This window comes from Paenibacillus guangzhouensis (assembly GCF_009363075.1).
Lineage (GTDB): Bacteria > Bacillota > Bacilli > Paenibacillales > Paenibacillaceae > Paenibacillus_K > Paenibacillus_K guangzhouensis.
On the sequence record NZ_CP045293.1, the window covers coordinates 5,152,295 to 5,167,311 of the forward strand.

At 47.7% G+C, this 15,017-nt stretch carries 12 protein-coding genes and 1 other RNA gene; 4 read left to right on the forward strand and 9 right to left on the reverse strand.

Annotated elements, in window-relative coordinates; genetic code table 11:
• Nucleotides 1–181 precede the first annotated feature (181 nt).
• The 3 genes from GCU39_RS23125 to GCU39_RS23135 all read left to right on the forward strand — a co-directional run bounded on the left by GCU39_RS23125 (nt 182) and on the right by GCU39_RS23135 (nt 2,844).
• The gene (locus GCU39_RS23125) at nt 182–1,378 is read left to right on the forward strand and encodes an FAD-dependent monooxygenase (RefSeq protein WP_152395631.1); all 1,197 of its coding nucleotides are present in this window, start codon (nt 182–184) and stop codon (nt 1,376–1,378) included.
• Between the two features lie 125 nt (nt 1,379–1,503).
• Entirely contained in the window at nt 1,504–1,899 is a 396-nt protein-coding gene (locus tag GCU39_RS23130) for a VOC family protein (RefSeq protein ID WP_152395632.1), read from the forward strand.
• A 222-nt stretch (nt 1,900–2,121) separates the two neighbouring features.
• Nucleotides 2,122–2,844 (forward strand): SGNH/GDSL hydrolase family protein, encoded by a 723-nt coding sequence (locus GCU39_RS23135; RefSeq protein WP_227793308.1) that lies wholly within the window; start codon nt 2,122–2,124, stop codon nt 2,842–2,844.
• 153 nt (nt 2,845–2,997) lie between these two features.
• Here GCU39_RS23135 and GCU39_RS23140 read toward each other — a convergent pair whose 3' ends face one another.
• From GCU39_RS23140 to smpB, 3 genes are all read right to left on the reverse strand, one after another.
• Nucleotides 2,998–3,789 (reverse strand): sensor domain-containing protein, encoded by a 792-nt coding sequence (locus tag GCU39_RS23140; RefSeq protein ID WP_152395633.1) that lies wholly within the window; start codon nt 3,787–3,789, stop codon nt 2,998–3,000.
• 640 nt (nt 3,790–4,429) lie between these two features.
• Nucleotides 4,430–4,793, reverse strand: a transfer-messenger RNA (tmRNA) gene (gene ssrA / locus GCU39_RS23145).
• Nucleotides 4,794–5,011: 218 nt separating this feature from the next.
• Nucleotides 5,012–5,491 carry an SsrA-binding protein SmpB gene (gene smpB / locus GCU39_RS23150; protein WP_152395634.1) on the reverse strand — a complete coding sequence of 160 codons (480 nt, stop codon included), beginning with the start codon at nt 5,489–5,491 and terminating at the stop codon, nt 5,012–5,014.
• Nucleotides 5,492–5,684: 193 nt separating this feature from the next.
• Here smpB and GCU39_RS23155 point away from each other — a divergent pair, with 193 nt between their 5' ends.
• Nucleotides 5,685–6,785 (forward strand): class I SAM-dependent methyltransferase, encoded by a 1,101-nt coding sequence (locus GCU39_RS23155; RefSeq protein ID WP_152395635.1) that lies wholly within the window; start codon nt 5,685–5,687, stop codon nt 6,783–6,785.
• Between the two features lie 75 nt (nt 6,786–6,860).
• Here the strand turns inward: GCU39_RS23155 and rnr are convergent, their stop codons facing one another.
• The 6 genes from rnr to GCU39_RS23185 form a co-directional block, all read right to left on the reverse strand.
• Nucleotides 6,861–9,554, reverse strand: a complete 2,694-nt coding sequence (rnr, locus tag GCU39_RS23160; RefSeq protein WP_152395636.1) for a ribonuclease R — start codon at nt 9,552–9,554, stop codon at nt 6,861–6,863.
• 164 nt (nt 9,555–9,718) lie between these two features.
• Nucleotides 9,719–9,955 carry a preprotein translocase subunit SecG gene (secG, locus tag GCU39_RS23165; protein ID WP_152395637.1) on the reverse strand — a complete coding sequence of 79 codons (237 nt, stop codon included), beginning with the start codon at nt 9,953–9,955 and terminating at the stop codon, nt 9,719–9,721.
• 209 nt (nt 9,956–10,164) lie between these two features.
• Nucleotides 10,165–11,451 (reverse strand): phosphopyruvate hydratase, encoded by a 1,287-nt coding sequence (gene eno / locus GCU39_RS23170; RefSeq protein WP_152395638.1) that lies wholly within the window; start codon nt 11,449–11,451, stop codon nt 10,165–10,167.
• 37 nt (nt 11,452–11,488) lie between these two features.
• The gene (gene gpmI / locus GCU39_RS23175; RefSeq protein ID WP_152395639.1) at nt 11,489–13,027 is read right to left on the reverse strand and encodes a 2,3-bisphosphoglycerate-independent phosphoglycerate mutase; all 1,539 of its coding nucleotides are present in this window, start codon (nt 13,025–13,027) and stop codon (nt 11,489–11,491) included.
• On the reverse strand, nt 13,028–13,783 hold the full coding sequence (gene tpiA, locus GCU39_RS23180; RefSeq protein WP_152395640.1) for a triose-phosphate isomerase: 756 nt from the start codon (nt 13,781–13,783) through the stop codon (nt 13,028–13,030).
• Between the two features lie 44 nt (nt 13,784–13,827).
• Nucleotides 13,828–15,009, reverse strand: coding sequence for a phosphoglycerate kinase (locus tag GCU39_RS23185; protein ID WP_152395641.1), 1,182 nt, complete (start codon nt 15,007–15,009; stop codon nt 13,828–13,830).
• Between the last annotated feature and the right edge of the window lie 8 nt (nt 15,010–15,017).

The following is a 15,017-nucleotide window of genomic DNA, read 5'->3' on the forward strand; positions in this document are numbered from 1 at the left end:
AAAAGAAGAAGACACTGACCGTTACGGTCGGTGTCTTTCTTTTAATCGAGAACTCACACATGAGCAAAATGGATATTGAAATTTTACTGTATATGTAATACACTGTTTATAATATATACAGTTAAAAATTGTAATTTAAATTTTTATATTTATTTAATAACTGATCGGAGTGAACAAACAAATGACAAAATTAAAACGAGTTCTTATTTCTGGAGCGAGCATTACCGGACCAACCCTCACCTATTGGCTTCACCGTTACGGCTTTGACGTAACAATTGTAGAGAAATCATCTGCCTTGCGGCGGGGCGGGTACGGTGTTGATGTTCGCGGTGCGGCAATATCAGTGCTCGAGCAGATGGGCATTCTCGATCAAGTCCGTGCAGCCGACACGCAAATGACTGGTGTCTATTTTGTAGATAGCCATGGCAAGATGAAGGGACGCATCAGTGAAGCCAGCATTGGCAACCAACACGGCGCGGACATCGAAGTGATGCGTGATGATCTCACGAATATTTTATACAAGTTAACGAAGGATACGACCCGCTATATCTGGGGGGATTCGATTACCGCTATACGTGAGACAGAGGAAGGAACTTTAGTTCAGTTTGCTCACGGCCAGCCTCAAGTATTCGATCTCGTGATCGGGGCAGATGGACTTCATTCCAATGTTCGCAGCTTGGTTTTTGGCGATGAAGCACAGTTTAAACGCTCGCTCGGATGTTACATCTCGATTTTTTCCACTCACAACTACCTCAAGCTTAACCACTGCCAACATTTATTTACGACACCAGGCAAGACGGTCGGCATGTATAGCGCACGCGACAATGCAGAAGCCAAGGGCTTGTTTATTTTCCAATCTAGGCCGCTGCACTATGACCGGCACAATCCAGACGCGCAGAAACAATTAATATCCGACGCCTTTAGCGGTCATCATGGATGGGAGACTGAGCGGCTCCTTCATGCGATGCAAGATGCACAAGATTTTTATTTCGATGAGATCTGCCAGATTCATATGCCTAGCTGGTCCAAAGGCCGCGTTACACTCGTTGGCGATGCGGCATATGGGCCGTCCCCCCTCTCCGGGCAAGGTACCAGCCTCGCACTTGTCGGAGCTTATGTGTTAGCAGGAGAGCTCCATGCTGCCCAGGGCGATTACAATCAAGCATTCACGAAATACGAACAGGAGATGCGTTCATTTGTCGAGAAGAACCAGAAGATCGGTCTGGTTGCAGCAGAGAGCATGATCGAAAGCTCAAACTTCAAAATCCTGCTCCGCAATGGGATGCTTCGTATTCCGTTCCTGATGAAATATATGTTCAATATGGTTACAAAGATGATTACAAAAGCGGCGAATGGGATTACGTTAAAGGGTTATTAAGGGAGAGACCATCTGATAAAACGGAATAATTTTCTCTATTTATCACGATAATATAGAAGGAGATTCAAAACGATAGATAGAAGTCATACCAATAATTCAATGAAGGCAAAAATGAGGAGGAGAACATGGGCAGAATCGTTCATTTCGAAATTCATGTCGATAACATGGAGCGTGCGAAGACTTTTTATGGTGAGGTATTTGGATGGACATTTGAAGACTGGAGTGAGTATGCCGGAATGCCTTATTTCGGAGCTGTGACGGGCGATGCCAATGAGCTTGGCATTAACGGAGCTTTAATGCAACGTCAAGGCCCTCCACCGCAACCAGGCCAGGCAATGAACGGCTATGCATGCACAATAGGAATTGGAGATTACGATTCAACGGAAGCGAAGATTCTTCAGCTTGGAGGCAAAGTCGCAGTGCCGAAGCATGCCCTACCTGGTATGGCGTGGCAAGGTTATTATGTGGATTCCGAAGGCAATATTTTTGGAATTCATCAGCCGGATAAGGATGCGAAATAATTTCTTCAACAAAAAAGAACACCCAGACCTCATGCGGTCTGGGTGTTTAGTTTTTTGCTGGAGGCGAGGGGAATGTTCATATCTTTGTTACATTCAAAAACACTACTAAACTTGCCATAATATTTTTCTATTGTCCACGACACATAGGCTTCTACGCGTAACAATCACAATTTTGATCGCTCATATTGATGCATTCGTTGTTAATGTCCACACAACTTGTACATGATTACACTATTATATCTATATGATGCACTACACAACCAAGCACAAATTTTAAAACATTGGGTTGGTGATATGCCTATGATCTATACAGCTCTTGGGGATTCCATTACCTTTGGGAAAGATGCCTCCTCCATGGTAAATGCTTATCCCCAATTGATCGTATCTGCATTAAACACACGCTCCCGTAAGGTTACTGCGCATGTTCTGGCTCGGTCTGGTTGGAGCAGCAAAAATTTATTAGATTCGGTGTTATGGCGAGGCGCCTCCATGATTCATCAATCGGATGTGGTTTCTATATGGATCGGAGGAGTAGATCTAGCGAACGCCGCGATTTCTTCCCTTAGAAGTCAATCCCCCTTGCCTGCCAAACAACTTGCAACCAACTATAGTCGAAATTTATGCTCACTTCTCTCTCTGATCAAAAAAAGAAGCCGTGCCCGTATCATTTGCTGTACGCAGTACAATCCATTTCCGAACAGCCCTCTAGCAGTCGAGTCGATCAGCCAATTTAATCGTATCATACAAGACTCAGCCCGTCGTTATGATGCCTCAGTAGCCCCTACTCATATGTGGTTTGAAGGAAAACAAGCCAATCTTATCTATGGATATCGTAACGGAAAAATTGAAGATGCGTTAAGTGGATCTCTGCCCATTCACCCAAATGATCGGGGGCATCGCCTGATTGCAACGGGATTGAGCCCGTATCTGATCCCCGGAAGGTAATGAGCCCCTGTCTCATCTCTACGCAAAAAGAACTCCCAGACCTCATGTGGTCTGGGTGTAGTAGCTATAGGATGTTCATATTGATATTAGAGGTTGGATATAAATGCCAAATAAATCACGCATCAAGTAAGAGATTATAAAAAAAGAGAGCTTTTAAAGCTCTCTATAGGCTGGTTGCATCTTCCCTTGAGTAGACTCATCCTCTTGGTACTCATAATATTGCGGCTGGACCGTCGAATAATTTTGTGTTTCCACGGGTACTGACGGCTGCTGATATGCCTCATCCACATACATGATTCTACGCTGAACCTGCATGAGCCCATTCACGACGCGAAGCGCGACCCAAAAAAGTACAAGGCCAACTCCTACGTACAACAGATATTGCTGATTATAGGTCCAATCTATATGAAAATAACTAAACAAGCTATTTTCTAAAATATCAAGCTGCATTTCATTCATCAAAATGATATGCACGACTGGAAGAGCAATCAATCCTAGTCCTAGCGAAATCACCGTTACCATAATAGTAAAGAATACAATGCCTGTTACAAATCTTAGTAATACGAGTAGCAGGTTTCGAATGAATAGCGCCCCGTCAAAACCTCTCATCATTCGCACCAACCAGTTCTGCCCAGCTTCAGACTGTCGATTGTAGGTAAACGAAACAGGAGGAGTAGGTAAACCTAAAATTTGTCTAATCATGCTTTGTTCAAAATTCACAATCCCATTCAACAGCTTAGCTACTCCAAAAAACAGCGGTATTCCGATAAATATTGGAGTTAAACCGATGGATAGTGCAAGTCCCGTTATCGCTACTGTAAAATAGATAATCCCTAATGGGAGGGATAACAATAAATAGAGGATCGTTGTATAGGTCTTTGGATTAAAAAGCACCCAACGCACCTTACCTGACTGCGCCATTGCTGTCCCATCTATTCCCTTCATATTCAAACACTCCTTTTGCTTCATAAGTCACGCTCTGAGTTTATAAATCCATTATATCCGCCTTATTTGCCTGACATAACCGTCTTAGGGGGTGACTGGACCTAGACTTTAGACTAGGACTGGTCCTGTTCATCTCGTCTCCACACAAAAAGAACACCCAGACCTCATGCGGTCTGGGTGTAGAGGCTATAGGGAATATCTCCATCTTACTTGCTTACGAAGCCATCCTCTGCCGACGATATTAGAGGTTGGATATAAACGCCGTGCTCTCTTCTCAGCCCCACAAAGTGAAGCCTAATCTTGCAGCAATTTCCGATTACTTTGCGGGGACCCCCCCATATTTTCGTTCCCTCCACGCGGACTGAACCCCTGACAGGGGCGATCCCTGTCTCGTCTCCACACAAAAAGAACACCCAGACCTCATGCGGTCTGGGTGTAGAGGCTATAGGGAATGTTCATATCTCCATCTTACTTGCTTACGAAGCCATCCTCCGCCGACGATATTAGAGGTTCGATATAAACGCCGTGCTCACTCACTTTGTTCCCTCCGCGCGGACTGAACCCCTGACAGGGGCGATCCCTATCTCGTCTCCACACAAAAGAACACCCAGACCTCATGCGGTCTGGGTGTTCAGGTTTTTGGTGGAGGCGAGGGGAATCGAACCCCTGTCCGAAGATAACGCAACATAAGCTTCTACGGGTGTAGTTACAGTTTTGATGTCACCCGAGTATCGCCCCGTAACCGGCTATACTTTGGGTCAGCCTGATTGTCTTCTTCAGCACACCCCAGGCGGAGATGTGACAGCGTATCCCACTAAAGTTGGGCCCCGTTCTCGGCACATGGGCGATGCAGAGGCGAAGCTCGCTAACAGGTTATTAAGCTGCTAATGCGAAGTTGTTTTGTTGTTTGCCGTTTAATAGGCTTTAGCGTTGATGAAGTGGTCGCGTCCCCACTACCCGCTACTCATGCCCGAACTATCCCCGTCGAATCCAAGAACGCCCCCATGAAAGGGAATGCGCCGATCGAACCAACTTATATTCGATCTGGACCAAGTGATAATTCCTTGAAGTCCACCGACTTCAAATCGAGCATGGTAGAAATGTTATCGTGAATATCCATGTCGGTCACTCACGATTACAATCTCATTATACGGCCTTGAACCCCCAAAAGTAAAGGAACACCAAAATGTTCATCATCTCCCTAGGTTTATCCAAGGCAAGTTTATCTAGCAACTTTCTGCTTTTCGCGTAGAATACGCTGAATATCGCGCTGCGCATCCCGCTTCGCCGCAGCTTCACGCTTGTCGTATTGTTTCTTCCCTCGACCGAGTCCGATTAACAGCTTCGCATAGCCGTTACGAACATAAATCTTAAGCGGAACAATCGTATAGCCTTCAGTCTTCGTCTGTCCGAGCAGCTTGTGGATCTGCACCTTGTGCAGCAGCAGCTTCCGCGCACGTGTCGGATCGCTTGGGTTAAATCGATTGCCTTGCTCGAACGGACTGATGTGCATATTGTGAATGAAGATTTCTCCATTCCGAATCGTCGCAAAGGCATCACCAATGTTCGCTCTGCCCATCCGCAATGATTTGATTTCCGTTCCGGTCAGCACCAGACCCGCTTCATACGTATCTTCAATAAAATAATCATGGGATGCCTTTTTATTCTGAGCAAGCACTTTGCCGTCTGCTTTTTTACCCATGATAACCACTCCTTCCGAGCGTCTAATCGCCCGATGCTATAGAGTTCTATTGTAACAAACCCCGCCGAACCAAATCAAGGAGAAAACAACTTCCCTCTTTTCGCTTCGAACTCCACCGCAAACGCTTCCTTTTTACCATCTGACGTAATATACTAGAAATAAATGGAAATGTCTACGAAGGAGGACTCCCGCCATGCAAGAGGAACATGAACCCTTGATGACAATACCGACTCCTGCTCCAAGCGACTTACTTTACGATAAACCCCGATCGCAATATCCGTACACTGAAGCTGACTTCGAGACGACGCATCAACTTGCCAATTACCGTGTAGATCTTCGCAACCCGAACAATATCCATCTTGACCGATTTATCGACGCCAAGGCCGTCTACGACTGGTCTCAGCTTCGCTGGAAGGACGTCGGGCGCCCTTTCCAAGTCAAGAATATGTCGGAAACCCGCCGCGATTGGGAACAGCAGCATGAACAAACCATGCCGGTCCGGACCTCCTGGCAGCTCTTTAACCAGTCCTTCCACACCTTGTTCGAGAAAAACGTCCCGCTAGAGCTGCAAGCTGCACGAGCATCCCTATGGAGATCACTCCGTCGGTTCCATCCAAGCGAAATTCGGGCCGCGCTCAGCGATCTCGTCCAGCTCAGCGTCTGGAACATCGCGCACCGCGTCACCGATGGTGTGTGGGACCCTCGAGGCAAACGCGCCCTCTTCCACGGCCTCGACGTTACGCGGCCGCGCATCCTCTTCCTAGGAGCAGCCGAAGGCTATGAAGCCATGCAGCTATACGCCATGTACCCTGAAGGAGAGGTCGTTCTCGTCGACTACGATGAATTCTGCCGTACGGACCGATTCGGAAATTTCCCGGCATCGTACCCCTTCTTGGGTGCACACCCCTCTACAGGCCATCCCAAGGTCTGGTACAAAGAACAGATGAATCTTCATTATCTTGTCGAAGACATCCGCAACTTATCCTTCGGCGCCGAGTTCGATATTGTGATCAGCGTAGGACTGCTGGAGCACTTCCCAGACGAGCACAAGCCCGAGGTGATGGACTGGCACCGCAAATTCTTGAAACCCGGCGGATACGCCATCCTCACGACACCGAAAAAGCACATCAAGACGCGCCTATTCTACACGGTCATGGAAGACATTATGAACCACACCTACCGCGAACTGATGGATATCCGCCAAATGGGGCTTTACGTCTATGAAAATGGCTTCGATATTCTACGGCACGGCACGATCAAAGTGCATAATGGCATCGTCGCCAAGGCCCGCTAATCAATCCAACGTCCAGACTTTGTCCAGAATACAACGAAGGAGCTGTGCATCCATCGCACAGCCCCTTTTTGTTGTTTATTTGCGTTTCTTCCGGACGAACGAAGCCGTACCATTCTTCGACTTCCCACGACGTTGCGATCCCCCTTGACCTTCGCCAACGAAAATACCACTCTCTGATGTATTCTTACGGGGTTTGCGACGTTCGTTAAATCCTGCCCCTGTATTGCTCGGTTCAGTCGTATATTCTGATGGTGTCGGCGATCCATAACCGCCCTTACCTGATCCGAAACTGAATTTCCCTTGCTCTGACGGTGGGTTCTTCGACTCACCAAGGTCGCCACGTGTACGATCCCGCGACTCGAACTTGCCGAACTTTCCACTCTTTTTCCCAGGACCATCTGGTTTGAACGGGCTAGATTTCCCGCCTCTGCTGGTTCCTGTCGCACCGCCACGAGATGAATTCGAACCCGATTTTCCGGCGCCCGAGCGCTCTGATTTGCCACCGCGATCTCCTTTGCCGCGTGAACCAAAGCCACCTTGCCCGAACCCTTTGCTCTTGTTCTTACCACCGCGGCCACCGCGTTCACCAAAGCCTCCGCCAATCAGATTCAACTGACCGCCGCGCGACTTCGTATCCAGCATCTCAAAATCGATCGTATGATCATCCATATTCACACGCGCAACACGGATCTTCACTTCATCGCCAATCCGGTACACCTTCGATGTCCGTTCACCGATTAACGCCATGTGCTGCTCATGGAAATGGTAATAATCATCCGTCATATCACTCAGACGAATTAAGCCCTCCACCGTATTGTCGAGCTCCACGAAAATACCAAAGCTCGTCACGCTGCTGACCATACCTTCGAATTCTTCTCCTACTTTATCGAGCATGAATTCGGCTTTCTTCAGCTGTTCGGTATCTCGTTCCGCATCTACCGCCACACGTTCACGCTCAGAGGATTGCTGCGCGATCTCCTTCATTCGAGAGGCAAGGTACTCATGACGCTGCTCTGTGAGCGATCCGCCATTCTCAGCCACCTCACGGATAATCCGATGGATCACTAAATCCGGATAACGGCGAATCGGCGAAGTGAAGTGCGAGTAGAATTCGGCCGCCAAGCCGAAGTGGCCCAAGCTCTCCGAATCGTATTTCGCCTGCTTCATCGAACGCAGCATCATCGTGCTAATGACCGTCTGCTCTTTGGTACCTTGAATCTGCTCTAGCAAGGTCTGAAGCGCACGAGGATGCACAGAATTGCCTTTCCCACGCACTGCATAACCAAAGTTCGCTGCGAACTGCATGAATGTCAGTAACTTCTCGGAATCCGGATCTTCGTGAATCCGATATAGGAATGGCACACGCAGCCAGTGGAAATGTTCTGCCACCGTCTCATTTGCCGCGAGCATGAACTCTTCGATAATCATCTCCGCAATGGAACGTTCCCGCTTAATAATATCGACGGGTTTGCCGTTCTCATCGACAATGACCTTCGACTCTTGGAAATCAAAATCGATCGCACCGCGGCGCATCCGATGTTTCCGCAGCCGTTCAGCTAACTCCCGCATCAGCTGGAAGTCCGGTACCAAATCCTGATAGCGCTCCATAAGCTCTGGATGGTCTTCGGGTTCTGTTAGAATTTTGCGGACATTCGTATACGTCATCCGCTCTTTCGTCTTAATGACGCTTGTGAAAATATCGTGGTTCACTACTTTCATATGCTCATCGAATTCCATCTCACAGGAAAGCGTTAAGCGGTCCACCTGCGGATTTAAGCTGCAAATTCCGTTCGATAGACGATGTGGCAGCATCGGAATCACCCGATCCACCAAATACACACTGCAACCACGTGCATACGCCTCTTGATCCAGCTTGGATCGTTCTGGTACATAGTAACCCACGTCCGCAATATGGACACCGAGTTTGTAATTCCCATTAGGCAGCCGTTCCACATTCACCGCATCGTCCAAATCCTTCGCGTCTTCTCCGTCAATCGTTACGATACGCTTATCCCGGAGATCTCGTCGACCTTGCTGAACAATCTCTTCTTCTGTGATCGAATCCGGCGCTGCAGCAGCCTCATCCATGACATCCTCTGGGAATGCCTCCGGCAATTGATGCTTACGAATAATCGAGAGAATATCGACGCCAGGGTCGTCTTTATGACCCAGGATCTCCACGACTTCCCCTTCTGCGGCCGCTCGGCCCTCAGGGTAATTCACGATCTTCGCAACGACCTTCTGGCCCGTCACCGCACCTTGGAATGCTTCCTGTGGTATGAAAATATCACGATTAATCCGCTTATCATCAGGGATGACAAATCCATACGTCTCATGATTCTGGAACGTTCCCACGACTTGCGTCACTGCACGACTAACGATACGCGCGACTTCACCTTCTAATTTCCCACCGGCCGCTCCTTTGGTCGTCACACGTACAAGGACAATATCCCCGTTCATTGCACTCTTCAGATCGTTCGCATGAATGTATACATCCGGGTGGTCCTTATCTTCGGGAATCAAAAATGCAAATCCCTTGGCATGAGCCTGCAATCGGCCACGCAGCAGATTCATTCGCTCTGGAATCCCATATCGTTCCGAACGTGTGCGAATGATCTTGCCTTCCTGCTCCATCTGGATCAGCAGCTTCAGAAATGCCTTGAATTCCTGTGCATCCTCGATCGCAAAATGCTGCTCCATCTCTTGATACGTCATCGGCTTATATGCCGTTTCTCGCATAAAATCTAATACCTCTTGTTCTGTTAACAAGAAATCACCTCAAATCAATCCCATCGATTCGTGTTGCTATGTATATATACTCAGTATACACGAAATGTCGCTTGGACATCCGTAATCCTAAAAAAGAACCTTTTACCCTTATAAAATAAAAAAAAAGCAGGAGAAGTCATCTCCCGCTTGTTATCCATCTTCAATTAAGCTTTAACCAAATAAGCAACGACCATTGCAAGTACGAAGAATCCTACTGCAAGTCCGATCGTCAAGCGCTGCAAGAACAAGTCCAAACCGCGTGCTTTTTGTTTACCAAAAAGATGTTCCGCTCCACCGGAGATGGCACCCGATAGCCCCGCGCTCTTCCCTTTCTGTAGAAGCACGACAGCAATCAAGCCTAACGAAAAAATGACGAGTAAAATAGTGAACAAAGTTTCCATAGTTCCACCTCCTGTAAGAATAGCTTCACATCAAAATGATAAGTTATGTGTAAAACTGTAGTTACATCAATAAAAAACAGTATTCTTATTGTATCATTAACACATTTGAATTACAAGGTCAATCCCAGTCATTCCCTTCACTTCATCCAGCCGCGATGAAATAAAAAGGACCAACCCGTTGAACGGGTCAGCCCTTAATGGAAAATTAATTATTTTTTCAAGTTGTAGAATGCTTTCAAACCGCCGTATTGAGCCAAATCAGCCAATTCGTCTTCAATGCGAAGCAATTGGTTGTATTTTGCAACACGGTCTGTACGGGAAGGAGCACCTGTTTTGATCTGACCAGCATTTGTCGCAACAGCGATGTCTGCGATTGTGCTATCTTCGGATTCACCTGAACGGTGGGAGATAACTGCTGTGTAACCAGCGCGTTTCGCCATTTCGATTGCATCGAAAGTTTCAGTCAATGTACCGATTTGGTTCACTTTTACCAAGATGGAGTTACCGATTCCTTTTTCGATACCTGTTGCAAGACGCTCTGTATTCGTAACGAACAAGTCGTCACCAACCAATTGAACTTTCTTGCCAAGTTTCTCCGTAAGCAATTTCCAACCTTCCCAGTCGTCTTCGGACATACCGTCTTCGATTGTGATGATTGGGTACTTCTCAACCCAAGAAGCAAGAAGGTCAACATACTCAGCAGATGTGTAGGATTTGCCTTCACCAGCAAGTGTGTATTTACCGTCTTTGTAGAACTCCGTGGAAGCAACGTCCATACCAAGGAATACGTCTACGCCTGGTTTGTAACCCGCTTTTTCGATTGCTTCGATGATTGTAGTGATTGCTTCTTCGTTCGAAGACAAGTTCGGTGCGAAACCACCCTCGTCACCTACAGCTGTGTTAAGGCCTTTTGCTTGCAATACACCTTTCAAGCTGTGGAAGATTTCAGCACCTGTGCGAAGCGCTTCTTTGAAGCTAGGAGCGCCTACAGGAAGAACCATGAACTCTTGCACGTCGATGTTGTTGTCGGCATGCTCACCACCGTTGATGATATTCATCATTGGTACTGGAAGCGTCTTAGCGTTGAATCCGCCAAGGTATACATAAAGAGGAATGTCCAGAGCTTCTGCAGCTGCGCGAGCTACAGCCATGGATACCGCTAGAATTGCGTTTGCACCCAATTTACCTTTGTTTTTTGTTCCGTCCAATTGGATCATCGCTTTGTCGATACCCACTTGGTCAAGTGCGTCCATACCGATGATTTCTGGAGCGATTGTTTCGTTTACGTTCTCAACAGCTTTCAGAACACCTTTACCAAGGTAACGGGATTTGTCGCCATCGCGAAGCTCAACAGCTTCGTGCGCACCTGTGGATGCACCAGATGGTACGATTGCGCGGCCTTTTGCGCCGGATTCAAGGTAAACTTCTACTTCTACAGTTGGGTTACCACGGGAGTCCAAGACTTCGCGTGCGTATACATCAGAAATAATTGTCATGTTAAGTAACACTCCTTTTAGATGTTGTCAGTAATAATTACTTGTTAATCACTGTTGTACCGGTCATTTCTTCCGGCTTGTTCAATTGCATCAGGTCGAGAATCGTCGGAGCCACGTCCGCCAAAATTCCGCCCTCTCTTAGGGTAACATCTTTCTTAGTCACGATACAAGGAACCGGGTTCGTCGTGTGCGCTGTGTGTGGACGGCCGTTCTCGTCGATCTCCACTTCCGCATTACCATGGTCAGCGATGATGATCGCTACGCCGCCTTTGGCGATAACGGCATCAACAACTTTACCAAGGCACTCGTCCGTTGCTTCAACCGCTCTGATCGTCGGCTCAAGCATACCGGAGTGACCTACCATATCCGGGTTCGCGAAGTTCAAGATAATGCAATCTTGACGCTCAGCTTCGATCTCTGCCACCGCTGCTGCCGCAACTTCTGCTGCGCTCATCTCAGGCTGCAAATCATACGTTGCAACTTTCGGTGAAGGGATCAGGATACGTGTCTCGCCTTCTAATTCCTTGTCACGTCCGCCACTGAAGAAGAACGTCACATGCGGATATTTCTCGGTCTCCGCAATACGAAGCTGTTTCTTGTTGTTCTGCACGAGCACTTCACCAAGCGTATTGTCCAGGTTCTTCGGCGAGTAAGCTACGAATCCGTCCACGCTCTCGCTGAACAATGTAAGACATACATAGTGAAGGTTCTTCGGTGCTTTGTCGCCGCGGTCGAATCCGCGGAAATCTTCGTTCGTGAAGACTTGCGACAATTGGATCGCACGGTCCGGACGGAAGTTCAAGAAGATAACCGAATCTTCAGACTCCATCAAACCTACAGGCTGTTCGTTCTCATCCACGATCACTGTCGGCATAACGAACTCATCGAATACCGATTTCTCATAGGATTCCACGATCGCCTTGAGCGGATCTTGGTATTTAGGGCCTTCGCCGTATACCATCGCACGGTAGGATTTCTCCGTACGCTCCCAACGCTTGTCACGGTCCATCGCATAGTAACGGCCTTGTACCGTTGCGATTGTACCTACGCCAAGCTCCCCAATTTTCGCGATCAATTGCTCCATATACCCTTTTGCGCTATCTGGCGATACGTCGCGTCCATCGAGGAATGCATGGATGAATACGTTGTTGAACTCTTCTTTTTTGCATAGCTCGAGCATTGCGAACAAGTGGCTGATGTGACTGTGTACGCCGCCATCGGACAACAAGCCGTAGAGGTGCAATTTTTTATCGTTATTTTTCGCATGACGAACGGCGCCAACTAGCGTCTCGTTGTCGAAAAATTCTCCATCGCGAATGGACTTCGAAATACGAGTCAAGTCTTGATATACGATACGGCCTGCACCGATATTCAAGTGACCTACTTCCGAGTTCCCCATTTGACCTTCAGGAAGCCCTACCGCTTCACCACAAGCCGTTAGCGTTGTGTGCGGGTAAGTCGACCAGTAACGGTCAAAGTTCGGTTTGTTCGCTTGCGCAACGGCGTTGCCTACCAAGTTGTCGCTCAAGCCGAAACCGTCGAGGATGATGAGTGCTACCGGTTTAGGTGCTGTCATTTACTTCGCCCCCTCAACCAATGCAATGTAGGAAGCTGGTTGCAAGCTTGCGCCACCGACCAAAGCGCCATCGATATCGCTTTGTCCCATGTACTCTTGTACATTTTCCGGTTTCACGCTGCCGCCGTATTGAATGCGAACTGCATTCGCTACTTGCTCTCCATACAAACCTTTCACAAGTTCACGAATGTAGCTGATGACTTCATTCGCATCTGCTGCTGTCGAAGATTTGCCTGTTCCAATCGCCCAGATTGGCTCATAAGCAATAACAACCTTCGCTGCTTGCTCTGCATTCAAACCTTGGAAAGCCGCTTCAGTTTGCACTTTACAAACGTCTTTCGTCTGACCAGCTTCACGCTCTTCAAGCTTCTCGCCCACGCACACGATTGGTGTTAAGCCGTGTTTGAATGCTGCGTGCATTTTTTTGTTCACGATCTCGTCTGTCTCTGCGAAGTAAGCGCGACGCTCGGAGTGACCTAGAATCACGTACTCTACGCCAAGATCTTTCAGCATGATGCCGCTGATTTCGCCTGTAAATGCGCCGTTATCTTCAAAGTGCATGTTTTGTGCACCAATTTTGATGGAAGTGCCTTTTACTGCCTCAACAAGTGCCGGCAAGTTCGTGAATGGTGCGCAGATGACGCTCTCTACACCAGCAACTTCTGCTTTCCCTTTCACATCTTGAACGAAAGCTGTGGACTCACTTACAGTTTTGAACATTTTCCAGTTCCCTGCAATGATTGGAGTTCTACTCATGTTTTCACGTCCTTCTATTTTCCCCTAGCTTAGGAGTACTGATCTTATTTATCGTTAAGAGCTTCAACGCCTGGAAGTTTCTTACCTTCCATGAACTCAAGAGATGCGCCGCCGCCTGTCGAGATGTGGTCCATTTTGTCTGCTAAATGGAATTTCTCAGCTGCAGCTGCAGAGTCCCCACCGCCAATGACAGTGTAACCCGCTGTTTCTGCACAAGCTTGTGCTACAGCACGTGTACCGTGGGAGAATGGTTCGATTTCGAATACGCCCATTGGTCCGTTCCATACGACAAGTTTGGAGTTCTTGATCACGTCTGCATACATTTCACGTGTCTTCGGTCCGATGTCAATGCCTTCCCAGTCAGCCGGGATGCCGTCGATATCAACGATTTTCGTATTTGCGTTTGCACTGAAATCATCACTAACCACGATATCAACTGGAAGCAAGAAGTTCTTGCCAAGCTCTTTCGCTTTTGCGATGAACCCAAGTGCTGTTTCCAATTTCTCGTTATCGCACAGCGATTGTCCGATTTCATGGCCTTGTGCTTTGAAGAATGTGTAAGCTAGTCCGCCACCGATCAATACGTTGTCTGCAATTTCGAGCATTTTGTTGATAACATCGATTTTGTCTTTTACTTTGGATCCACCGATGATTGCTGTGAAAGGACGCTCCGGGTTCAGCAATGCTTTACCAAGCACGTTCAATTCTTTCTCCATCAGAAGTCCGGAAACCGCTGGCAGGTATTCTGCAATGCCTGCTGTCGATGCATGTGCACGGTGAGCAGCGCCGAAAGCGTCGTTCACGAACAAGTCAGCAAGGGATGCGAATTCTTTTGCGAGTTCTGGATCGTTCTTCTCTTCACCAGCGTAGAAACGAACGTTCTCAAGAAGCAATACATCGCCATCTTTCAATTCAGCGATTTGTGCTTTGACAGCATCCCCGATCGCTTCGTCTGCTTTTACTACCGGTTTGCCTAGCAATTCGCTAAGACGAACTGCAGCTGGCGTTAGACGCATCGAATCCACGAACTGACCTTTTGGACGGCCCATGTGGCTTGCTAGAATAACTTTTGCACCGTTCTCGATCAAATACTTAATCGTTGGAAGGGTTTCGCGAATACGAGTATCATCAGTAATCTTTCCATCTTCCAAAGGCACGTTGAAATCAACACGGACAAATACGCGTTTACCAGTTACTTCTACATCACGTACACTCTTTTTGTTCATCGTTGGTT

Coding starts and splice junctions, on each gene's coding strand:
- tpiA (WP_152395640.1), bottom strand. CDS start 13,783: ATGAGTAGAACTCCAATCATTGCAGGGAACTGGAAAATGTTCAAAACT.
- GCU39_RS23130 (WP_152395632.1), top strand. CDS start 1,504: ATGGGCAGAATCGTTCATTTCGAAATTCATGTCGATAACATGGAGCGT.
- eno (WP_152395638.1), bottom strand. CDS start 11,451: ATGACAATTATTTCTGATGTATACGCACGCGAAGTCTTGGACTCCCGT.
- secG (WP_152395637.1), bottom strand. CDS start 9,955: ATGGAAACTTTGTTCACTATTTTACTCGTCATTTTTTCGTTAGGCTTG.
- GCU39_RS23125 (WP_152395631.1), top strand. CDS start 182: ATGACAAAATTAAAACGAGTTCTTATTTCTGGAGCGAGCATTACCGGA.
- GCU39_RS23135 (WP_227793308.1), top strand. CDS start 2,122: ATGATTACACTATTATATCTATATGATGCACTACACAACCAAGCACAA.
- smpB (WP_152395634.1), bottom strand. CDS start 5,491: ATGGGTAAAAAAGCAGACGGCAAAGTGCTTGCTCAGAATAAAAAGGCA.
- GCU39_RS23155 (WP_152395635.1), top strand. CDS start 5,685: ATGCAAGAGGAACATGAACCCTTGATGACAATACCGACTCCTGCTCCA.
- GCU39_RS23140 (WP_152395633.1), bottom strand. CDS start 3,789: ATGAAGGGAATAGATGGGACAGCAATGGCGCAGTCAGGTAAGGTGCGT.
- gpmI (WP_152395639.1), bottom strand. CDS start 13,027: ATGACAGCACCTAAACCGGTAGCACTCATCATCCTCGACGGTTTCGGC.
- GCU39_RS23185 (WP_152395641.1), bottom strand. CDS start 15,009: ATGAACAAAAAGAGTGTACGTGATGTAGAAGTAACTGGTAAACGCGTA.